19 protein-coding genes, 1 tRNA gene and 1 pseudogene are annotated in these 20,148 nt (G+C 70.9%); 9 read left to right on the top strand and 12 right to left on the bottom strand.

Going from position 1 to position 20,148, the window contains the following annotated elements; all coding sequences use genetic code 11:
- Positions 1-417: 417 nt before the first annotated feature.
- The 3 genes from ACGF12_RS32400 to ACGF12_RS32390 are packed head-to-tail and all read right to left on the bottom strand — an operon-like array spanning position 418 to position 2,043.
- Entirely contained in the window at positions 418-939 is a 522-nt protein-coding gene (locus tag ACGF12_RS32400; RefSeq protein ID WP_393038066.1) for a helicase-related protein, read from the bottom strand.
- A 34-nt stretch (positions 940-973) separates the two neighbouring features.
- Entirely contained in the window at positions 974-1,531 is a 558-nt protein-coding gene (locus ACGF12_RS32395) for a transposase (RefSeq protein WP_393038063.1), read from the bottom strand.
- Positions 1,498-2,043, bottom strand: coding sequence for a winged helix-turn-helix domain-containing protein (locus tag ACGF12_RS32390; RefSeq protein ID WP_393038061.1), 546 nt, complete (start codon positions 2,041-2,043; stop codon positions 1,498-1,500). Before ACGF12_RS32390 ends, ACGF12_RS32395 begins: the two co-directional genes overlap by 34 nt.
- A 69-nt stretch (positions 2,044-2,112) precedes the next feature.
- Between ACGF12_RS32390 and ACGF12_RS32385 the strand changes: the two genes are divergently transcribed.
- The 3 genes from ACGF12_RS32385 (at position 2,113) to ACGF12_RS32375 (ending at position 4,044) form a co-directional block, all read left to right on the top strand.
- Positions 2,113-3,411, top strand: a complete 1,299-nt coding sequence (locus ACGF12_RS32385; RefSeq protein WP_393038058.1) for a hypothetical protein — start codon at positions 2,113-2,115, stop codon at positions 3,409-3,411.
- Positions 3,412-3,490: 79 nt separating this feature from the next.
- A tRNA-Gln gene (locus tag ACGF12_RS32380) sits at positions 3,491-3,563 on the top strand.
- A 70-nt stretch (positions 3,564-3,633) separates the two neighbouring features.
- A complete protein-coding gene (locus ACGF12_RS32375) occupies positions 3,634-4,044 on the top strand; it encodes a hypothetical protein (protein ID WP_393038056.1) in 411 nt (136 codons plus the stop codon).
- 55 nt (positions 4,045-4,099) lie between these two features.
- Here the strand turns inward: ACGF12_RS32375 and ACGF12_RS32370 are convergent, their stop codons facing one another.
- Entirely contained in the window at positions 4,100-5,908 is a 1,809-nt protein-coding gene (locus ACGF12_RS32370) for a hypothetical protein (RefSeq protein WP_393038053.1), read from the bottom strand.
- A gap of 320 nt (positions 5,909-6,228) precedes the next feature.
- Between ACGF12_RS32370 and ACGF12_RS32365 the strand changes: the two are divergent.
- Positions 6,229-6,607: pseudogene (locus tag ACGF12_RS32365) on the top strand (transposase); the annotation flags it as partial.
- 15 nt (positions 6,608-6,622) lie between these two features.
- Here the strand turns inward: ACGF12_RS32365 and ACGF12_RS32360 are convergent.
- The gene (locus tag ACGF12_RS32360) at positions 6,623-6,847 is read right to left on the bottom strand and encodes a hypothetical protein (RefSeq protein ID WP_393038050.1); all 225 of its coding nucleotides are present in this window, start codon (positions 6,845-6,847) and stop codon (positions 6,623-6,625) included.
- A 312-nt stretch (positions 6,848-7,159) separates the two neighbouring features.
- Between ACGF12_RS32360 and ACGF12_RS32355 the strand changes: the two genes are divergently transcribed.
- Both ACGF12_RS32355 and ACGF12_RS32350 read left to right on the top strand, forming a co-directional pair.
- Complete coding sequence (locus ACGF12_RS32355; RefSeq protein ID WP_393038047.1) at positions 7,160-8,668, top strand: sodium:solute symporter family protein; 1,509 nt, start codon at positions 7,160-7,162, stop codon at positions 8,666-8,668.
- Positions 8,669-8,757: 89 nt separating this feature from the next.
- Positions 8,758-9,525 (top strand): IclR family transcriptional regulator, encoded by a 768-nt coding sequence (locus ACGF12_RS32350; RefSeq protein WP_393038044.1) that lies wholly within the window; start codon positions 8,758-8,760, stop codon positions 9,523-9,525.
- A gap of 73 nt (positions 9,526-9,598) precedes the next feature.
- Here ACGF12_RS32350 and ACGF12_RS32345 read toward each other — a convergent pair whose 3' ends face one another.
- From ACGF12_RS32345 to ACGF12_RS32330, 4 genes are all read right to left on the bottom strand, one after another.
- Positions 9,599-10,012: a GNAT family N-acetyltransferase gene (locus ACGF12_RS32345; RefSeq protein ID WP_393038069.1), complete on the bottom strand. Its 414-nt coding sequence runs from the start codon at positions 10,010-10,012 to the stop codon at positions 9,599-9,601.
- Positions 10,013-10,245: 233 nt separating this feature from the next.
- Entirely contained in the window at positions 10,246-11,412 is a 1,167-nt protein-coding gene (locus ACGF12_RS32340; RefSeq protein WP_393038041.1) for a hypothetical protein, read from the bottom strand.
- On the bottom strand, positions 11,409-12,680 hold the full coding sequence (locus tag ACGF12_RS32335) for a glucarate dehydratase family protein (RefSeq protein ID WP_393038038.1): 1,272 nt from the start codon (positions 12,678-12,680) through the stop codon (positions 11,409-11,411). The genes ACGF12_RS32340 and ACGF12_RS32335 overlap by 4 nt, the downstream gene beginning before the upstream one ends.
- Positions 12,677-13,606: a 5-dehydro-4-deoxyglucarate dehydratase gene (locus ACGF12_RS32330; protein ID WP_393038035.1), complete on the bottom strand. Its 930-nt coding sequence runs from the start codon at positions 13,604-13,606 to the stop codon at positions 12,677-12,679. Before ACGF12_RS32330 ends, ACGF12_RS32335 begins: the two co-directional genes overlap by 4 nt.
- Before the next feature lie 150 nt (positions 13,607-13,756).
- Between ACGF12_RS32330 and ACGF12_RS32325 the strand changes: the two genes are divergently transcribed.
- Positions 13,757-14,572, top strand: a complete 816-nt coding sequence (locus ACGF12_RS32325; protein WP_393038032.1) for an NAD-dependent epimerase/dehydratase family protein — start codon at positions 13,757-13,759, stop codon at positions 14,570-14,572.
- On the top strand, positions 14,569-16,077 hold the full coding sequence (locus ACGF12_RS32320) for an aldehyde dehydrogenase (NADP(+)) (RefSeq protein ID WP_393038030.1): 1,509 nt from the start codon (positions 14,569-14,571) through the stop codon (positions 16,075-16,077). The genes ACGF12_RS32325 and ACGF12_RS32320 overlap by 4 nt, the downstream gene beginning before the upstream one ends.
- Here the strand turns inward: ACGF12_RS32320 and ACGF12_RS32315 are convergent.
- Positions 15,968-16,912: a hypothetical protein gene (locus ACGF12_RS32315; RefSeq protein ID WP_393038027.1), complete on the bottom strand. Its 945-nt coding sequence runs from the start codon at positions 16,910-16,912 to the stop codon at positions 15,968-15,970. The two genes, ACGF12_RS32320 and ACGF12_RS32315, sit on opposite strands and share 110 nt — an antisense overlap.
- Complete coding sequence (locus tag ACGF12_RS32310; RefSeq protein WP_393038024.1) at positions 16,909-17,409, bottom strand: hypothetical protein; 501 nt, start codon at positions 17,407-17,409, stop codon at positions 16,909-16,911. Before ACGF12_RS32310 ends, ACGF12_RS32315 begins: the two co-directional genes overlap by 4 nt.
- A gap of 510 nt (positions 17,410-17,919) precedes the next feature.
- On the opposite strand from ACGF12_RS32310, the gene ACGF12_RS32305 reads away from it, so the two are divergent.
- Complete coding sequence (locus ACGF12_RS32305) at positions 17,920-18,594, top strand: response regulator transcription factor (RefSeq protein ID WP_393038021.1); 675 nt, start codon at positions 17,920-17,922, stop codon at positions 18,592-18,594.
- A 45-nt stretch (positions 18,595-18,639) separates the two neighbouring features.
- Here the strand turns inward: ACGF12_RS32305 and ACGF12_RS32300 are convergent, their stop codons facing one another.
- A complete protein-coding gene (locus ACGF12_RS32300; protein WP_393038018.1) occupies positions 18,640-19,659 on the bottom strand; it encodes a hypothetical protein in 1,020 nt (339 codons plus the stop codon).
- Positions 19,660-20,148 lie beyond the last annotated feature (489 nt).

Here is a 20,148-nt window from a genome sequence, read left to right as displayed (position 1 = left end):
CACTGCGTCCCGACCTCGTCACCGTCCCGATCGAGGGCGCTCCCCCCAGCCAGGTCGTCCTGGTCAGCCGCAAGGGCGACCCGAATCCGATGATCGGGAATCTCCGGCTGGCGGCCAAGGCCGTTCTGACCGCCCCGGCAGCCTGACCGGGACCAGCCGACCCGCTTGGCGCTTGCACCAAGCGGTGACGCGCGCCGTGTTCGTCGGGCATCTGCCGGTATCGCTCGGGGTCAGGCTGTGCCGGCTCAGCGTCCGACCCCATGGAACGGCGATCAAGCACGCCGTCTCGACTCCTTCGCCGAGCTGACCAACAAGCAGATGCGACGAGGCGTCCACCGGTCCGTGCAAGCCCTGGCGGGTCGTTTCGGGGAATCGCGTTGCGTCGGGGGTCCGCGCCGCGAGCCGGGCCCGTCGGTGCTACGCGGCGCGGGTGGCGCGCCTGGGCGCCCGGCGGCGACCGGAGGCGACCCGGGTGTCGCCGGCGGTGTGGGCGGGGCGGCCGCCCCGGGCGCGACTCGTGGACGGGCTGCGGCGCGGCCGCTCGACGACGGGGTCGGGGATCACGGTGGGGATGCCGGTGGGCACGCGGGCGCCGGTGATGCGAGCCAGGTCCTCGCCACCGGCGCTGACCCTGGTGGTGACGGGGGTGATGGCGGCTGTTGTCATCAGGCGGGCCATCGCGCGGCGCTGGTTGGGCAGCACCAGCGTGACGACGGTGCCGGGCTCGCCGGCCCGGGCGGTGCGGCCGCCCCGGTGGAGGTAGTCCTTGTGGTCGATCGGCGGGTCCAGGTTGACGACGAGGTCGAGCCCGTCGACGTGGATGCCCCGGGCGGCGACGTTGGTCGCGATCAGGGCCGTGACCTGGCCGGTGCGGAACTGCTCCAGGGTCCGGGTGCGCTGGGGCTGGGACTTGCCGCCGTGCAGGGCCGCGGCCTTCACCCCGTTCGCAACTGAGGTTGAACCCGCAGGGTGATTACGGGGGTTGGAGTATCAGGCCGGTCTCGGCGATGAAGCCATCGATGAGTCCGGGGCGGTACTGCATTTTCTTGAGTCGGGTCCGTATGGCGGCGGCGAGCTGGTCGGTGGAGTGGGGAGCGAGGTTGGCCAGGCTCTTCTTCAGATGTGCCCACACGCCTTCGGTGGGGTTCAGGTCCGGTGCGTATGCGGGGAGGCGGAAGATGGTCAGCCAGGACCGGGCCGCGATGAGCTTGCGCATCGCGTGGTCGGTGTGGGCGGTGGCGTTGTCCCACACCAGCCCGATCGGGCTGCCGAGTTGCTGGTGTGCGGCGTCCAGCAGACGGGCGAGCTCCTTCTCGCGGAAGCCCTTCTTCTCGCCCTTGCGGCCGTGGTGGACGAGCATCCGGTAGATCAGCCGGGAAGGCCGGCCCGGTCGGGTGCACACGAGCCCGGCGAGCGAGACACGGCCCGATCCCTTGCCGGTGACCTTCACGACGGGTGTGACGCCCTTGCGGGACCAGGTGCGCGCCTTCGGCGGCCTCAGCGACTGACCGGCCTCGTCCTCGAAGACCACCCATGCGCCCTGGTCCCGTGCCGTTTTCCCACTTCAGGCCATGTCCCCTCCCGCCAGGCAGCCACCGCCGCCTCGTCGCGCTCCACCGCACGGTGCACCGGAACCTGCACACTCCAGCCGATGCGGTGCAACACCAGCGACATGCCCTTCAGACTGTAGGAGACCTTGAACAGCCGGTGGACGAGCACCGCGATCCGCGCCAGGGTCCAGCGCTGGTCCTCCGTCCAGCCGTGCACTGCCGGCCCTCGCTCCAACTCAGCCTCAAGCAGCGCCAGTTGTGCCGCATCCAGCCGGCACCGCGGGCCCTGCGATCCCTTGGAGACCAGGGCCTCGACCCCGCCGTCCCGCCACCTGGCATGCCAGGCATAGGCAGACTTCCTCGACACCCGCAGACGCCGCGCGACCTCCGGCGGCTGCACCCCCTGCTCGAACAACTCCGCGGCCTCGAAACGCACCCGTTCCCGCTTCGCCCGCCCCGCAGCGGTCAAGCCGCCGCCATCCGCGTACCTCATATCCATGGAGTAGCGAAAGGATCATCACTTGTCACCCCCTCAAGACAACCTCAGAAGCGTCCGGAGGACGTGGCCCAGCTCATCCAGGACCTGTACGCGGCCCAGGGCGCCAGCCTTGATCCGGCCGCTGAGGCTGCTCTCGCCAAGGCCGCCGAGTACTCGCTGAGCCGACTGTGGCACGGCTACACCTCCATGCTGGAAGGCTTTGCCCGGCCGGTCGGCGCTCAGCGTCAACTCGCCCGCGCGGAAAGCCTGTTCGCCAGCGTGACGGACCTCCCGGTCGGTGTGGCGGACGACCCTGGGCGGATCGAGGAGGTGATCCGTCGCGCGGGGCAGGAGATCTGCCGCACCTACGGGGACAACGACTTCGGCAGGGACCGGCTGGACCGTGCCGGGCGTGCCGAAGCCGGACTTGGCGAGCTGTCCAAGCGCCAGTACAACAAGCGCTTCCGGCTGCTCTGTCGGATGGAGGCCAAGTTGGCGCGGCTCATCCACGAGCGGCGCCGCCATGAGGTCACCATCACGGGCAAGGGCGCGTTCGCCCACACGCTGCCGTACGAGCTGTTTGCCGCTGACCAGGACACCGCGGCTTTCGTCGCGTACGTCACGGCACGGGGATACATGCGCAGCGTTTTCACCAACGGCAGGCAGCGGCAGGTGTACGACGAGGTCGCCGACGCGCTGTACGGGCGACTGCGGGCCCACCCGGAGCAGACCCGTTGGTACGCGGTCGCGCACGTGCATCCGACGGCGGACGTGCTGGGGAGGCTGTCCGACGAGGAGCTCAACCAGCTGCTGACCCGCTGGACCCGCTTCCTGCGGGAGGTGGCCGGGCTGCTGGAGGACGCCTGGGATCGCTGCCCGCTGGAGCGCGACAGCATGATCGTGCGCCGGGGCAACGACTCGTCGACCTGGAACCAGGCCGCGCAGGCATGGAACACGGCGCGGGCGCACTGGTTGGCGCTGCTGACCGAGCTGGGCCGGACGGATGTCCTGGACCGGATCTGCCCCGGCAAGGTGCCGCGCCTGATGGCGGCCGATGTGGCGTACTGGCACCGCAGGAGCAAGGGTGGGCTGCACCCGGACACCTATGTGTGGGCAGAGCTGCCGCTGCCATGGGAAGTGCTGCGTGGGGAGAAGGAGTGTCCGCGCTCGCTGGTCGAGGAGGTCTGCGCCCGGCATGGCGTGGACCCGGTGGCCGGCGCCTGGACCGGCCCCGGACCGGCGGCCGAGGCCGTCGCCTTCCGTCGGACGCCCGAGCTCGTGCACGGGGTCGCCGTCGCGGATCCCCTGATGGCCAGCGCCCTCCGGTCGGCCGGGGTCTTCTCGGGTAAGGGCAAGGTTGCCGCCGCACAGGAGTGGTTGTAGCACCGGCATGGCCGCCCTTTCGCCCTCCGCAGCAAACCAGTTGACCCTCCGGTCGGCGCCAGCGATGATCGACGGCGGCGACGAGGAAGCTCTGCGGCGGAGCGCCCGGCTCTGATCCCGAGTGGACGCAGGTTCGAATCCTGTCCTCGTCGCCGCTTTGATCCTTGCCGGAGCCTGCACGAATGTGGCAAGTTGATCGAACACGGGGGACCTGTCGGCCTGATGATTACTGCCGATCCGTTGACCGACGCAGACCTCGCTGACATCCAGGAGCGTGCCGACGCCGCGACCCCAGGTCCCTGGTACGTGCAACAACTCGACGACGAGTTCGCCATGAGTCTCGTGGCCATCAGCACCGTTGCCGATATTGGTCTCGGGGAACGCTGGCCGGACTTCGACCACCACCACATCGCGGCCGCCACGCTCGTCCAGCAGCCTCGGCGCGTCGACATCGCCGAGATCGGTAGCCCGCGACGCAGGATCCGTGGGGGTGCGCCGGGCGAGGCACCGCGCCACCACGGAAGTGATCACTGGAGAGCGGGATGCCGGGAAACTGGCGCGTCCCGTTCGGGAAGGGGCCGTCGGAAAAGGACCCGAACCACGGGCACCTCGTCGGCGGCCTACTTCACTTGAAGCGGCGGGGACTGGAAACGGAGCATCACGCCACCGCGCCAGTCCCCGACCCTACTTAGGCGATGTCGGTGGGGTCCTTGACATCCGTCAGGTCGGTTTGCGGCCCGTTGTCCGCCTGCTCGCCGCCGTTCAGCACCGGCTGCCAGTAGTTCCAGGCCGTGTCACCGACGGTGTCGCCGATCCAGCTCATGTCGGCGGGAGCGGTGTCACCCTGGTAGGTGAAACCGCTCATCACCTGGTTGTAGGCGTCCTCGGCACCGTCCGGAACCGTGTTCTGCGCTGGCAGGATGCCCCAGAAGTGGTTGCCCGAGTAGTCCCGATTGGCCATCTGCTGGGAGGTCGAGTCGTTGGGGTTCAGGTAGAAGACGGCGTCCGGCGCTTCGTTGTAGTAGGAGTTGTTCTTGAACGTGTAGGTCTGGCCGCTGGTGAACTCGGGCTCCGTACGCAGGAAGGTCTCCCAGATCAGCTGCGGAGCACCGCCGGTTTGGGTGCGGTCGGGGTTGACGTAGTTTGGGTGGGTGTCGGGGTACTCGACCTCAGGAACCGGCTTGGCCCAGAACGCGTTCTCCTCGATCGCCACTCCCTTGAAGGAGTAGTTGAGGTTGACCGTCCGCCCGCGTCCGGCAACGTCGATGTTGTTGGCGATGACGATCCCGTCGTCCGTGCTCCTGGTACAGAGCGTGACCAGGCCGTAGTGGTTGTCGTGGGAGTAGTTGTTGCGCCAGATGGTGTTCGGGCTGTCGAGGTCGGGGTCGAACGCGGCTCCGTCCTTGAAGCTGCCGTCGCCGGTCTCCCACGCATTGTTGTGGGAGACCTCGTTGAACTCCACGTCGACACCGTTGACGAACGAGGTCATGATCGAGTTCCCCGCTCCGACGCGGTCCGAGGTGTCGTGCACGTTGTTGTCGCTGAACGTGCCGCCCTGCATCATCCGCAGGATCGCGGCGTTCTTCGCCGTGTCCGAGATCTCGTTGTTGTTGATCTGGACGTTGGTGAACTGCACGTTCTCCCAGGACATCCCGTTGAGGGTGGAGCCCGCTTCGGGCCGGAGCCCATTGGGGTGGATGCCGTCGAGCCACACTCCGGTCTGGTCGACGTGCTCGATCCGGCTGTTTGTCAGCTGGATGTCGTCGAAGCGGGCCGGGGTTCCGTCCGTCCCGAGACTCTTGTCGATCACGAAGCCGACGCCGCCGTTGCCCTTCGTCTCGTTGCTGTCGCCGTCTCGCCCGTACTGGCCGTCGATGTCGTGGATGTAGAGGTTGTTGAGGTAGATGTGCCGGAACGTGCGGTCCTCGGGCGTGGCGTTCGTGGCCACGTTGTCCACCACGACCTCGACGCCCTGTCGGAGCTTCCGCGCCGTTAGGTCGGCCGCCTCGTCCTCCGGCGTGTCCGTCCGGACGACAGGGGTTTCCGGGTCGCGGAAGGTGATCTCGAGGCTGCTGATCTCGTAGCCCTCGACGTTCTCCAGCAGGACGGCGGCGCCCGTTGCGTCGTTCGAGTCGGCCTTGATGACCGGACGCGTCCCGGTGCCGTAGTGGGTGATCTTGATGGGCTGGTCGGGTGTGCCGGACTTGGTGAGTTTCAACTGGCCCGGGAAGGTGTCGCCGGCCTTGAACTTCACGGTGTCGCCGGGCTGCAGTGCCGCGGCGCTGACCTTGCCCAGGGTCTTCCAGGCGTCGTCCGGCGACAGGCCGCAGTTCGCGTCATTGCCCCCATCGGCGTCGACGTAGAAGACCCGGGGCTCGGCGGCCCGGCTTTCCTGCGCCCAGCCGGGGATCGCGGTGGACATGAGTGCGGCGACCAGGATGGCGACTACGGCACCGAACCGCCGCGCTCCTCTGGGCTTACGGAGACGCTTCGACACGGGTGGCTCCATTCATTGCGAATCAGCAAGGTGGCCGGACTCTACGCACAGACGGCCTCTGCCATCAAGAGAATGAACCGTGTTCATATGCATGAACGGATGCCTCGTTGCCCCACCTTGCGGCGCCTCACTCAAATTCGCACTTCGTGATGGTCTGCCAGCGGAGCGGGCGGACCATTTCGCGTTCTGCGACTGAGGGCGGGCAGGGCGGCGGCCGGAGTGTCGCCTCGGGTGGCGCCCGGTTCCACGGCTCCGGGTCAGGTGGTGCTGTCGTCGGGACAGGGAATCTGCTGGTCAGCCCGGAGCCTTGCCGCCAGCCAATGAGTATGCCGGGAGTCGGCGACATGCTTGGCGCTGAGTTCGTCGCCCCCACCGCCGGCGACATGGCCGCCTTCGACAGCCCCGACCGCCTTGCCGGCCTGGCGCCCGCCCCCCGCGACAGCCGGAAGACCAGCGGCACTATGCGCAGGCCCTGCCGCTACAGCCGAAGACTCCTCCGGATGTTCTACGTCTCCGCCCAGGTCGCCATCGTGCACTGCCCCGTCTCCAAGGCCTTCGGGTAAGCGCGACGAGGGGAAGACCAACAAGCAGCCCGTCCTGGCGCTCGCCAGGCGACGCCTGTACGTGCTCTGGGCGCTCATGCGCGACGGCTGGGCCTTCGAGGCAGCCGCACTCCAAGACATTGCCGCAGCGCGATGATGTTGTCACGAGACGTCACCACCCCGGCTTGACAACATTATTGGGAATCCATATGACATCGGGCAGCGTGCCGTGCAGCTCCCGGCGATCCTGGCCGACTGGATCGCCGAGCTGGTTCGCGAGGAGACCCGGAAGCTCGACATGACCGGCGCTCCCGCCGATCCCGAGGACGAGTTTCTCCGTCACCGGCGGCTGGTGGAGGAACGCTCCGCCCGCCGCGGCAGCGCCGGCCACCGTCAAGGGCGACACCAACACCGGCGTCCGCGGCCTCCGCGCACCCGGCGGAGACGGCCGGAACGCTGCCGCGCCGGTGGGGAGCGCGGGGTGGTTGACCCATGTCTGGCCGCGCGCCGTGTCGGCTGCGCTCTTCCGGGAGTGCTTGTGGCCGCCGTGACTCCCGCGCGTTTCGGACGCCGTGGACCTATTGACCACTACTGGGAAGGCGTCTAGCCTGCCGGATTACACAGATGAGGACGGCGTTCACATATATAGACGCCCTCGGTTCGCGCCCCTCCACCACGGGTCATGCGCGTTCATCAACTAGGAGTTCATGTGGGTCCGTTGGACTGGGCCGCGCTCGGCGGCTACTTCGTTGTGATGCTGGTGATCGGTGTCTGGTCGCACCGCCGGATCAGCACGGTGAGTGACTACTTCACCGGTGGCGGTCGGATGCCGTGGTGGCTCTCCGGCATTTCCCACCACATGTCCGGCTACAGCGCGGCGGTGTTCGTCGCCTACGCGGCGGTCGGCTACTCGTACGGAGTCACGATCTACGTGTGGGCCTTCCTACCGCTGGCCATCGCCACCGGGATCGGCTCCTGGCTCTTCGCCCCCCGCTGGAACCGGCTGCGGCTGCGCTACCAAGTCGCCTCTCCCCTGGAGTACTTGGCCAGGCGCTACGGCATCGCCACCCAGCAGGCCCTGGCCTGGAGCGGCACGCTGCTGAAGATCTTCGACGTCGCCGCCAAGTGGACGTCGGTCGCCGTGCTCCTCAACGTCTTCACCGGCATCCCCACGACCACCGGCATCCTGCTGACCGGCGCGGTCACCCTGCTCTACTGCACCGCCGGCGGCCTGTGGGCCGACGCCCTCACCGACCTGGGGCAGTTCGTCATCCAGGGCATCGCCGCACTCACCATGGTCGGCGCGGTCATCGGCAAGCTCGGCGGGCTGTCCGCCCTGGGCACCATCTGGCACCGCCTGCCCGCCGGCCACACCGACCCGCTGACCGGTCCCTACACCGCCGGCTTCCTCGGCGCCTACCTCATCGTCAAGCTCTTCGAGTACAACGGCGGCATGTGGAACCTGGCCCAGCGCTACATGGCAACCGAGACCCCGCGGGCCGCACGCCGGGCCGCCGGACTGTCGGCAGTGCTCTACCTCATCTGGCCGGCGGTGCTGCTCTTCCCGTCGATCGTCGCCCCGCTGGTCATGCACCAGGTGGCCCACCCGCAGCAGGTCTACGCCCTGATGAGCGAGCAGCTCCTGCCGGCCGGCCTGGTGGGCCTCACGCTCGCGGGCATGTTCTCCCACACCATGGCCATGGCCTCCTCGGACGCCAACGCCGTCGCCGCGGTGGTCACCCGCGACATCCTGCCCGTCGTCTCCCGCCGGACCGCCGGGCTCAGCGCCAAGGCCGGACTGCAGGCCGCCCGGGTGTGCACCGTCGTGTTCATCGCGGTCAGCATGCTCGTCGCGATCGAGTCCGACCACCTCGGCGGGATCCTCGGGATCATCGTGGGCCTGGTGGCAGCGGTGATGGGGCCGATCTCCATCCCGATGCTGCTCGGTCTGCTGCCGGCCTTTCGACGCAGCGGCTCCCGCGCGGCACTGGCCTCCTGGGCGCTGGGGCTGACCGCCTTCTTCGTCGTCAGGTACGGCGTCACCAGCCCCAGCCAGACGCTCGTCATCGTCGCCCCGCTGCTGACCTCGCTGCTGAGCTACGTGACGCTCGGCCTGCTGCTGCCCGAGCGGCGGGAGACGACGGACGAGCTCCTGGCGGCCCTCGACAGCGACGGGCGGCCCGAGGGCCAGCCGGCCGGTGTGCTCGGCACCGCGTGACCCCTCCACCCACGAACGTTCAGTATACTGAACGCCATACCGCCAGGCAGATCGATGCCAGGACACCACAGGCTGAAAGGGTTCGTCCCATGCCCTCGCCGACCGGCACCGCACAGGTGAAGTCCGCCGTTCGCACCGTCGAACTGCTGGAATACTTCGCCAGTAATACCGGGATGCACAGCCTAGGCGATCTGCATGAGCGGACCGGCTACCCGAAGAGCAGTCTGCACATGCTGCTGCGCACCCTGAGTGAGTTGGGCTGGGTAGAGACCGACTCCACCGGCACCCGCTACGGCATCGGGGTCCGCGCCCTGCTGGTGGGCAGCTCCTACATCGACGGTGACCCGGTGGTGGCGGCGGCGAGGTCGGCGCTCGACCAGCTGGCCGAGAGCACCGGCGAGACCATCCACCTGGCGCGGCTCGACGGCACCGATGTGGTCTACCTGGCCACCCGGCCCTCGCAGCACAGTCTGCGCCCGGTCACCAGGATCGGTCGGCGGCTGCCGGCCTACGCCACCTCGCACGGCAAGGCGCTGCTGGCGACGCACTCCGACGAGCAGATCCGCCAGCTGCTGCCCGATCGCCTCGAGCCGATTACCGAGCACACGCACACCGACCGCGAGAAGCTGATCGCCGAGCTGCACCTGATCCGGGAGCGGGGCTTCGCAACGGACCGTGAGGAGAACACGGTGGGCGTGCGGTGCTTCGGAATGGCCATCCCCTACCGGAGCCCGGCCAGGGACGCGGTGAGCGTGTCGGTCCCCGTCGCCCGGCTGACACCGGCCCGGGAGGCGATGATCCAGGAGGCCCTCTTCGACGCCAAGGAGCGCCTGGCGCTGGCCACGCGCCACCTCTGAGGCGCCGCCCTGCGGACGCTGGCACCGGGGCCCTGGGCGGCGGAGCCAAGGTGGACCACCCCGTCGGGGCGGTTCAGAGGCTGGTACAGCCACACCTCGTCGAAGCGCGGGTGCCCGATGGCGATGGCGTTCGGAGCCGGGCGTACTCGTGGAAGCCGAGGGCCTCGTACAGGGCCGCGGCAGCGTGGTTGTTGCCACGCACGCGTAGTCGCAGGTGCTCTAGGCCCGTTGCTCGTGCCCGCTCGACGAGGGCGGTGGTCGCGGCCCGGCCGAGACCCATGCCCTGGGCCCCGGGATGCGCCATCACCTTGGAGATTTCGGCCCGGTGGCTCAGGATCGGCTCGTGGTCGCGGCGCCAGGTCCCGAGACCTCGTATCTCTCCGTCGACGTGGGCAACGCACAGTGCGGCGTTACCGCACGCCGACTCCCGAAGCACCGTGTCGAGCCAGCGCTCACACGCCGCTGTGGGCTGGTCGACCCAGCCCACAGCGCCACCCGTGCCCACGACTGCGGCGATCACACGGTGGACGCCCTCCGCCAGGCGGTCGGACAGCTCGACGGGGAAGGGGAGCTCGACGTCGGGGGCATTCGGGGCCTCCTCGGTGGTACCGGCTGCCGAGAGGCAAGGGGCTGGCGAGTGCGCGGTGGGCGGACGGCGCAGACCAGATGCGGACGCGCCGGGGGCGGCCGGGACGTGGCCCAGAACGCTATCCGCACGGCTCAGTCGGCCGACGGTTCTACCCGGAGATTGCGGGCTGTGGTGGTCAGGGCGGTGAGGGCGGCGAGCCCCTCGGTGCCCGCCAACCCCAGGTGGTACAGGTGCAGTTCGGTGGCACCGGCCGCCGCGAGACGGCCGGCGGTAGCGGCGGCCGGTGCCGGACCGAGGCGGTCGTGCCGCAGGTAGCCGCCGATACCGGTGCCGGGCACGGCCCGCTCGCGCAGCGCCGCGACGGTCGCCGCCCCCGCGTCGATCCCGTCCCAGCAGGTGCCGACCAAGGCGTCCGCAGCCGGCCCCGCATCGTCGGCGACGGTGCTGAACGCGCCCGTTGCCCACGGATCCGGGGAGGCGTGCACGGTGATCCGGACGCCGGGCTGGGTCGTGCGCGCGGCGGCGATGGCACGTCGGCGGAAGCCGGCGGTCAGTGCGGTGCGCTCTGCTCGCACGGCGTCGGCCTGCTCGCCCAGTACCTCCGTCACGTCCTGGTGGAGCGGTGCGCCCGGCGAGCAAGCCGCGCGCACCCGGGCGGCCAGCTCCGCGCTGTCCAGGCCGGCGGCGGCGTGCCGGGCCCGGCAGGCTCGGCAGAAGCACAGTGACAGCAACTGACGTTGCAGCGGCGTCCACTGGGCGAACTCGGTCTTGTCGTGGTGCCCGCCGTGGTCCACCCCGAGCGGTCCGCAGGCCTCCAGCACCACGCCCTCGCTCTGCGCCAGTGCCACGACCTCGCCGACCAGCGTCTCGGCGTACTCGGCCACTTGCTCGGCGGCCGGGCACAGCGCGTACTCGTACGCGTCGCCGAAGGCGTTGCGGACGGTGAGTTGAGGGTGGGCGCGGCCGAGTGCGCTGTTGTGGGTGACGACGGTCCAGGCGTGCACCGGAAGCCCGCGCAGGAGGTCGCGGGCGCGGCCGTACGGGTCCGCAGCCCGCATCCAGTGCGGCTGACGCGGCACCAGGCCTCGTCCCCGCCAAGCTTTCTGACGTACCGGCAGGTAGAGGGCGGCGTGCTCGGCGTTGACCAGGCGGTGGGCCGGGTGCAGCGGGGTGGCGGCCCTGGTGGAGTGGTAGGCGGCCGCGAGGGCGATCGCGTCCGTGCCGACGGCGCGCACGCGGTCGACGGCGTCCGGATCGCCCTCCACGTCCCATGGGTACAGGTACCCGACGGTCGTCACCACCGGGGCTTCACCAGTTCGTACGCCGGGTCGATGCTGCGCATGTAGCCGGTGTCGTCGCGGTTGCGGATGCCGCAGTCCAGGTACTGCCGGTGCAGGCGGGCGAGCGCGTCCCGGTCGAGCTCGACGCCCAGGCCGGCTGCGGCGGGCACCGCGACCGCGCCGTCCTTGAAGGACAGAGTGCCCGGAACGATCACGTCCTCGTCCTCGCGCTTCCACGGCCAGTGGGTGTCGCAGGCGTAGGTGAGGTTGGGGGTGGCGGCGGCCAGGTGGACCATCGCGGCCAGGCTGATGCCCAGGTGCGAATTCGAGTGCATGGACAGCCCCAGCCCGAAGGTCTCGCAGAGGCCGGACAGCAGCTTGGAACGGTGCAGTCCGCCCCAGTAGTGGTGGTCCGACAGGATGACGCCGACGGACCTGGCGCGCACGGCGGGTTCGACGTCGTCGAAGCCGACCACGCACATGTTGGTGGCCAGTGGCATGGTGGCGTGGCGGGCGACCTCGGCCATGCCGTCGATGTCCGGCGTCGGGTCCTCCAAGTACTCGACGACTCCGGTGAGTTCGGCCGCGACCCGGGCGGAGGCCCCAGGGGTCCAGGCGGCGTTGGGGTCAAGGCGCAGCGGGATGGCGGGGAACGCCTCGCGCAGTGCCCGGATCGCGGCGATCTCCTCGTCCGGTGGGAAGACGCCGCCCTTGAGCTTGATCGCGGTGAAGCCGTAGCGGTCGACCATGGTGCGGGCCTGCGCAACGATGCCCTGGGGGTCCAGCGCCTCGCCCCACTCGTCGGGCTGCTGCCCGGGGTGGGCGGCCCACTTGTAGAAGAGGTAGGCGCTGAACGGGACGGCCTCGCGGACCGCGCCGCCGAGCAGGTCGCACACCGGGCGGTCCAGCAGCTTGCCCTGGATGTCCAGGCAGGCGACCTCGAAGGGCGAGAAGACCCGGTCGACGGTGCCGCCGCTGGTGATCGACCCGGTCAGGCCGTGGGCGTCCGCGCCGGTCTGCCCGCCGAGGGCCGAACGAACCCTGGTCCGCAGCGAGTTCAGCGCGAAGACGTCCAGGCCCGTGATGGCCTCGGCGGCTTTGTGCAGGCGGGCCAGGTGGCCCTCGTCGGCAAAGGTCTCGCCCAGGCCGATGACTCCCGCGTCGGTGGCGACCTCCACGATCGCGCGCAGGGCGTACGGCTCGTGCACGCCGACCGCGTTGAGCAGCGGCGGGTCCCGGAAGGCGACCGGGGTGATGGTGACGGCGGTGATCACTGCGGCGGTCATGCGGCGCTCCGGTCCGCGATCAGGGCCAGGCCGGTCTCGATGATCTGGCTGAGCCGCTCGAGGTGCTCGGGCGCGGGGTCCACCAACGGCGGTCGGACGGAGCCGGCGGGCAGCCCACGCAGGCCGACAGCGGCCTTCACCAGCGAGACGGCATAGCCGGGCACTTCGTCGCGCAGGGCGACCAGCGGGTGGAAGAAGTCCTTCAGGAGGCGGTCGGCGAGCTCGGTGTCGCCGCTGGTGACGGCCTCGTAGAAGGCCACCGAGATCTCGGGGGCGAAGCAGAACACCGCCGAGGAGTAGAGCTCGACGCCGATGCCCCGGTAGGCGGGCACGGTCGCCTCGGCCGTGGGCAGGCCGTTGAAGAACTGGAACTCCTTGCCAGAGCCGTCCAGTTCCTCGCGCACGGCGAGGACGATGCGGGAGAGCCGTTCGAGGTCGCCGATGCCGTCCTTGAAGCCGGTGACGGTCGGAATCTTGGAGACGGCGACGGCCGTGGCCGCGTCGTACACCGCGTTGGCACGGTTGTAGACGATGAGCGGGAGCTCGGTGGCGGCGGCCACCGCCTCGGTGTAGACCACCAGGCCGGCGCCCGGGGAGCGCACCAGGTACGGCGGCAGCATCAACAGGCCGTCGGCACCGGCCTGCTGAGCGGTCCGGGCGTACTCGACGGCCAGCGGCAGCGGGCCGCCGGTGCCGGCGTAGACCGGCAGCCGGCCCGCGACCACCTCGACCGCCGCCGCGACCACCTGCTGGTACTCCTGCGGGGAGAGCGCGTGGAACTCGCCCGTCCCACAGGCGACGAAGACGCCACCCGGCCCGGCCTCGATTCCGCGCTCCAGGTGCGCCCGCAGGGCGACCAGGTCGACGGCGCCCTCGCTGTCGAACGGGGTCACCGGGAAGAAGAGAACACCGTCAAGCACTGCCATCCCACCTGCATTCATATATATGGACAATGAACATACTTGCGAACGTTGATGAGAACCGTAAGACTCTCCTCCGACCCCGTCAAGGCAACACGGGGTCCGGCGAGCGGAGCCCACACCCCTCGTGGCATGCATCGGAAGAGGACACCGCGAATGTCTCAACGCATCCTGGTCACCGGAGCGGCCGGTCTGGTTGGCGCTTTCCTGCGCTCTCGCTTGGCCCGTCCCGGCAGGACCCTGCGCCTGCTGGACACCGCACCCCAGGCCCCGGTCGCACCCGGCGAAGCCGTCGAACTGATCCAGGGCTCGGTCACCGACGCGGACGCCATGGCCGCGGCCTGCACGGACGTCGACGCCGTGGTGCACCTGGGCGGCCTGAGCACGGAGCAGGCCTGGGAGGAGATCCTCCGCACCAACATCCACGGCACGTACGTCGTCCTGGAGGCCGCGCGCCGGGCCGGCGTCCCGCGCGTGGTCTTCGCCAGCAGCAACCACGCGGTGGGATTCCGCCCCAACGACGGCACCACCGCGCCCGATTACGCCTTCCCCGCCCCCGACACCCTCTACGGGGTGGGGAAGGTGGCCGGGGAGGCACTGGGCAGCCTCTATCACCACCGCTACGGCCTGGACGTGGTCTGCCTGCGGATCGGCTCCTGCTTCGAGCGCCCCAAGGACACCCGGATGCTCGCCACTTGGCTCTCCCCCGACGACTGCGCCCGCCTCGTGGAGGCCTCGCTAGCCGTCCCGGCGCCCGGGTTCCGGATCGCCTGGGGTGTGTCCGCCAACACCCGCGGCTGGTTCAGCCTGGCCGAAGCCCGCGCGCTCGGCTTCGATCCGCAGGACGACGCCGAACAGTACGCCGCCGACGTCCCCGAGCAGGACGACCCGCACGCCCACCGCTACCTCGGCGGGCCATTCTGCTCACCCGCCCTCGACCAGCCCCTGCCGCAGCCGGAGGAGAACCGATGACCCACCAGCCACACGTCCAGGGCTACGACCCGCGCACCGGCGAGCCCGCAGGCGACCCCGTGCCGGCCGACACCCCGCAGGACGTCGACCGGGCTGTCACGGCCGCCCGGCAGGCCGGCCTCGCCTGGGCGGCGCTCCCCGGTCGGCGGCGTGCCGAGGCCCTGGAGGCGGTGGCCGATGCCCTGGACGCCGCCCGGGACACGCTCGCGGCCGTGGCCGACACCGAGACCGCCCTCGGCCTGCCTCGGCTGACCGGCGAAATCGCGCGCACCACCGGCCAGTTGAGGATGTTCGCCGACGCCGCCCGGACCGGCGCCTTCGCCGACGCCATCCTCACCCCCGCCGACCCCGCCACCGGCCGCCCCGACATCCGCCGCATGCAGCACCCCGTCGGTCCGGTCGCCGTCTTCACCGCCAGTAACTTCCCGTTCGCGTTCTCCGTGGCCGGCGGCGACACCGCCTCCGCGCTGGCCGCCGGCTGCCCGGTGGTGGTCAAAGCGCACGAGGCACATCCACACACCTCGCTCGCCACGGCGGCCGTCGTCACGGCGGCACTGGAGAAGGCCGGAGCACCGCATGGGCTGCTCCAGCTTGTCTTCGGCCGCGAAGCGGGCGCCCCACTGGTCACCCATCCCGCGATCAAGGCCGCGGGCTTCACCGGTTCGCTGGCCGGCGGTCGCGCCCTGTTCGACCTCACCCAGCAGCGCAGCGAGCCGATCCCCTTCTACGGCGAACTAGGCAGCGCCAACCCAGTGGTCGTGCTGCCCGGTGCGGCCCGCGAGCGCACCAGTTTCATCGCCCAGGGGTTCGCCGCCTCCCTCACCCTCGGGACCGGTCAGTTCTGCACCAACCCGGGCCTGCTCTTCGTGCCCGAGGACGACGGCCTGCTGGAGGCCCTCGCCGCAGCCGTCGGCGGCACCACCGGCGGGCCGATGCTCTCCGAACGCATCCGCGACGGCTACCGCAGCCGCACCGACCAGGCCCCGTCCGGCACCCGCCTGCTGGCCACCGGCAGCGCCGGCGACGGCGCCTGGGCCGTGACCCCCACCGTCTGGCGAACGACCCTCGACGCCTTCCGCGCGCACGCCGAGGAGCTCGCCGAGGAGACCTTCGGCCCGGCCTCCGTGGTGGTCACCTATCGCGAACCGGCCGATCTCGCCCCGGTGCTGGCCACTCTCCCAGGCAGCCTAACCGCATCGATCCACGCCGCCGACACGGATCTTGACGCAGCATCAGTTCTCACGCCGGCCCTGCGCGAGCGAGCCGGCCGGCTGGTCTTCAACGGCTGGCCCACCGGAGTCGCGGTCAGCTGGGCCATGCACCACGGCGGACCCTGGCCCGCGACCACGGCCGCCGGCTTCACCTCGGTCGGCCTCACCGCGGCACGCCGCTGGCTTACTCCGGTCGCCTACCAGGACTGGCCGCACGACCTGCTGCCGCCCGAGCTTCAGGACGCCAACCCGCTCGGAATCCAGCGCCTCCGCGAAGAGCGGAAGAGCGGCTGATCCGCCGGCGAGCGGCGGTGCCCGCCACAACGCCAACGGCTGGACGGAATAGGTCTTCGCCCATCCTGGTGGACAGGCGCAGGGTGCGCCGCAGGACCTCGGTGTGGTCGGCCTCGCCGCGCAGCCCGGTCTCGGCGAGCAGCCGCAGCGAGGCGGCGGGGGTGCGCAGGTCGTGGGCGGCGTCGGTGAGGAACGCCTCCTGCTGGTCGAGTGCGGTGAGCGCCGGGCGGACCGCCCGTGCGGCGAGCAGTCGGCCGACCACCGCGGTCACGGCGGTCAGGACGGCGCAGGCGCCCGCGATCACCAGGGTCAGCCGGTCGTGCGCGGCCTTGCCGTCGGTGATGTCGGTGGCCGCGACGAGGACACCGCTGACGGTGTCCTCGGGCGGGGGCACGAACGGCTGGGCGAACAGCCGGACCGTGCGCCCGTGCGGGGTGTCGGTGGTCGCCCGGACGTCGTCCGAGCGTGCCGCGGCCACGTCGGCCAGCGCCTTCACCTGGTCGGGCGTCACCGTGAGACAGGGCCGGTGCGCCTGGGCGGCCACGGTCAGCTGGGTCGGGGAGCCGGTGAACAGGGTCACGGCGGGGCAGTCGTAGCCGCCCTCGTTGGGGTCCGGGTACAGCAGCTCGCCCGTGTCGCCGGTGCTCAGCTCGGCGAGGCCTTCGCGGACCCGCACCTTCAGGTCGGCGTCGACCTGCCCGCGCCAGGAGATGTCGTCCGCGTGGACGGCGAGGGCGGCCATGCCGAGCAGGGCGGCGGCGCTGGTGAGGGTGAACAGCAGGGTGATGTGGCGGCGGAGCCTGCGGATCCGGCCCGCCGGCGTCGGCGGACTCATCCGCGCTCCTCGTCGACGTGACCCGGAGCGGAGGGCCCGGCCCCCTCCAGTCGGTAGCCGACGCCCCGCACGGTGTGGATCCGAGGCGGATCGCGGTGATCGTCGACGGCCGCGAAGTCCTCCATCGGGTCGGCCGCCGTGTCGCGCGCGGTGAGGAACAGCTGCGGCGCCGTCCGCCCCTCACACCGCATGCCCTGCACGGACCCGGTGGAGTCGTCGGAGGGCAGCATCCGGTCGAACACGACGCAGCCGTCCTCGGTGACGAAGAGCATTCCGCCAGCCGCCGGACGACCGGACGTCACGTCGACGGCCGGACCCCCGCCGCGCAGCGCCGCGACGACGGCGAACCGCAGATCCTCGCCGTCCTCGACCACCGGTACAGGCCCACCGGGCGCCCTGAGAAGACCTCGCCACGCCCCGGCGGCGCGTCCCGCGTTCAGCAGAGCCGTGGCAGGTAGGCAGTCGGCGGCACGGCGACCGGGCGTGCGGTCGATCATCGGTGGCACCGTTCTTCCGCTGTCGGCAACAGTGACGAGGCGCTCTCCTGCGGGGGAACCGAAGAGCGCCTTGTGACGTCCGGTAGTTTCGCCGGACCAACGTGAGGATTCGATGAGGGCCCCGGCCACACCGGACCTCTTCCGGATGGCGATCCGCTCCTCCCGCCCGGCACCCCGGACCCGACCGTCACCGACCACACCGGCGCGGTGCACGTGATGCCGCCGATCGTCCGCACAACGGCCGGGACGATCCTGGCCGTTGAAGCCGCCGCCGACACGACCTGTCGGCTGTTCCCCGCCCGTTGACGGGAATTCTCGATGAGGTGGACGGGCCGGTCGGAGTCGTGGGTGCGGTCCGGGGTCCCGGAAGGTTGACGAGGGGCGTCGCCGAAGAGCATGGCGGACCGATCGTGAGGATTCGATGAGGTCGCCCGCCGCCTCCCGGAAGCTGAACCACCGGCAACAGAAGGAGAGTTGACCGCAGGAGGAAGGCCGCTATCGTTGGCCGCCGTGCGTGTACTGGTGGTGGAGGACGATGAGGATCAGCGGTTCGCCGCTGCGGCCGCGCTGCGCTGGGACGGCTTCGCGGTCGACGAGGTCACTGACCTGCCGGCGGCGGCCGAGGCGCTGCGGGGCGTCAGGTACGACTGCGCGGTCCTCGACCGGCTGTTGCCGACCGGTGACGCCGTCGACCTCGTGCAAAAGCTGCGGCGCCGTGGTGACGCGGTGCCCGTGCTCTTCCTCACCGTGCTCGACGGGATCGCCGACCGGGTGGAGGGGTTCGACGCGGGTGGGGACGACTACCTGGTGAAGCCGTTCGCGGCACCCGAACTGGTGGCCAGGGTGCGGAGCCTGTGCCGGCGGGCCGGGAGCGTGCGGCTGCCCCTGTACCGGGTCGCCGATCTCGCCGTCGACACCGCGCGCCGCGAGGTGCGCCGGGGCGGGGTGCTGCGGCTGCTGACCGCGAAGGAGTACGCGGTGCTGGAGGTCCTGGTGCTCCAGGCGGATCAGGTGGTGACGCGGGCGGAGCTGACCGAGCGGTGCTGGGACGGCCGGACCGAGCCGCAGTCCAACGTGGTCGACGTCGTGATGTCCCAGGTGCGCCGCAAGCTGGGCAATCCGCCGCTGATCCACACGGTGCGCGGGGCGGGCTTCCGGCTGGCGGGCGGCGACGGTCCGCGCTGACCGACCGCCGGTGCCGTAAAGGGCCCTGGTCCTCGCTCCCGGCCATCAGCAGTGCCACGGGAGGCCGGCTCCGGTGCCCGGGAGCGTGCCGAAAAGGGCCTGGTAGAGCGAGCCGTCGACCGGCTCCCCGAGTGGGCCGGACCAGGTCACCGCGGCCTCGGCGTCCTCGGCCCGGACGAGCGTGCGGCCGGCCTCCAGGACGGTGTCCAGGATCGCCCGCTCGGTGTCGGTGGCCGCGGGCTCGACCGGCTCGACCCGGAGTCGGCGGATCCTGCGGGGAGCGGGCGTGGTCACCCGCAGCAGCATCGCGAAGGGGCCGCTCTCGGACAGCACCAGCCGCCACTCGTCGCGCTTCTCGGACAACTTGAGCACCAGATGAGCCGGGCTGCACAGGTCGGTCGGATCGGTGACCCCGACCATGGCGGCCAGGCTTGCGCTCAACCCGCGACGGGCCGCCTCCGCGCCCTCCGGCGCCGTGCGGTCGCCCGGCGGGTGACCGGCACCGGCGTTGCCGACGGCTTCGAGGCAGGCTTCGACCCGCGCCGACCGGTCGTCCTCCCGGGACGGGCCGAGCCGTTCGCGCACGCGGTAGCGGGCCGCACGGATCCTGCATAGTGAGAAGGCCAGATCTTCCGGGTCCTCCTCCTCGTCCGGCAACAGCTCCAGGGCAGCGGTGTAGTACCGCAGCGCTCGCTCGAGGTAGCCGGCCTCGGCCATGCAGTCACCGAGGTCGTCGTACACGGAGCTGCAGCCTCCTTTGCGCGCGTACTTCTCGGCGGCCTCGACCGCGGCCCAGGCCTCCTCCGTGCGGCCCGCGGTGAACAGGGCGGACGCGTAGTCCGGGAGCAGCCACTTCAGCTTTCGGAAGGTGGGGCGGGCCGCGGCCACCTCGTCGAACAGGGCCAGCGCCCGCTCGTGGGAGCCGTCCTCGATCCACTCCCGCGCTGCCAGGCCCAGCGATTCCAGGCGCTCCGTGCCGGTCTCGGTGGCGGCTGAGGCCTCGTATTCCTCGGCAATCTCGGCGGAGGTGTAGCTCAGCGGGCCGAACAGCTTCTGCGTTGGCATGTCGTTGCTCCTATCGGTTTGTCGCGTTTGTTGGGGGGACAGGCCGGGGCGGCGGGTCGCCGACCGGCCCGGTGGACGCGGCGTCAGCGACGCCGGATGCCGCGGGTGGAGGTGCCTCGGCGTTTCGCAGCAGGGAGAACGTCGTACCCGATACTGTTCTTCGCCCGATTCCCCTGGCGCCGCCGCACTTCAACGCCCTGCCGCAGTAGGCCAGGCAGCTGTTGGACGTCAGACTGTACCCGCCCCTTGTGATGCCTCAGAACGTGCCCGTGAAGATGCCGCGCTTCCAACGCCACGGGTGGCCGTCGCCCGGGCTGGGGCTGTAGGCCAGCCAGCCGTACTTCGTCATCTCTCTCCAGGGTGTGCCGGTGGTGAGTCAGGGAAGGCCTTCGGGCCCGGGGGGGGGGGGTGGTGCCCCCGCCCGGGGGCCGCGGGGGGGGGCCCGTGGGCCCACCCCGCGCCCGGGGGGGCCGGGTGCGCCCCCGGCGC

The organism is Kitasatospora sp. NPDC048296, assembly GCF_043201815.1.
In the GTDB taxonomy this organism is placed as follows: Bacteria; Actinomycetota; Actinomycetes; order Streptomycetales; family Streptomycetaceae; genus Kitasatospora.
This window is presented reverse-complemented; position numbering and strand designations above follow the sequence as displayed.

What these genes read in the sequence shown, in the direction of transcription:
- ACGF12_RS32335 (WP_393038038.1), bottom strand. Translation starts at nt 12,680, where the DNA reads ATGACCGCCGCAGTGATCACCGCCGTCACCATCACCCCGGTCGCCTTC.
- ACGF12_RS32315 (WP_393038027.1), bottom strand. Translation starts at nt 16,912, where the DNA reads ATGAGTCCGCCGACGCCGGCGGGCCGGATCCGCAGGCTCCGCCGCCAC.
- ACGF12_RS32350 (WP_393038044.1), top strand. Translation starts at nt 8,758, where the DNA reads ATGCCCTCGCCGACCGGCACCGCACAGGTGAAGTCCGCCGTTCGCACC.
- ACGF12_RS32300 (WP_393038018.1), bottom strand. Translation starts at nt 19,659, where the DNA reads ATGCCAACGCAGAAGCTGTTCGGCCCGCTGAGCTACACCTCCGCCGAG.
- ACGF12_RS32390 (WP_393038061.1), bottom strand. Translation starts at nt 2,043, where the DNA reads ATGAGGTACGCGGATGGCGGCGGCTTGACCGCTGCGGGGCGGGCGAAG.
- ACGF12_RS32330 (WP_393038035.1), bottom strand. Translation starts at nt 13,606, where the DNA reads ATGGCAGTGCTTGACGGTGTTCTCTTCTTCCCGGTGACCCCGTTCGAC.
- ACGF12_RS32310 (WP_393038024.1), bottom strand. Translation starts at nt 17,409, where the DNA reads ATGATCGACCGCACGCCCGGTCGCCGTGCCGCCGACTGCCTACCTGCC.
- ACGF12_RS32320 (WP_393038030.1), top strand. Translation starts at nt 14,569, where the DNA reads ATGACCCACCAGCCACACGTCCAGGGCTACGACCCGCGCACCGGCGAG.
- ACGF12_RS32375 (WP_393038056.1), top strand. Translation starts at nt 3,634, where the DNA reads ATGATTACTGCCGATCCGTTGACCGACGCAGACCTCGCTGACATCCAG.
- ACGF12_RS32325 (WP_393038032.1), top strand. Translation starts at nt 13,757, where the DNA reads ATGTCTCAACGCATCCTGGTCACCGGAGCGGCCGGTCTGGTTGGCGCT.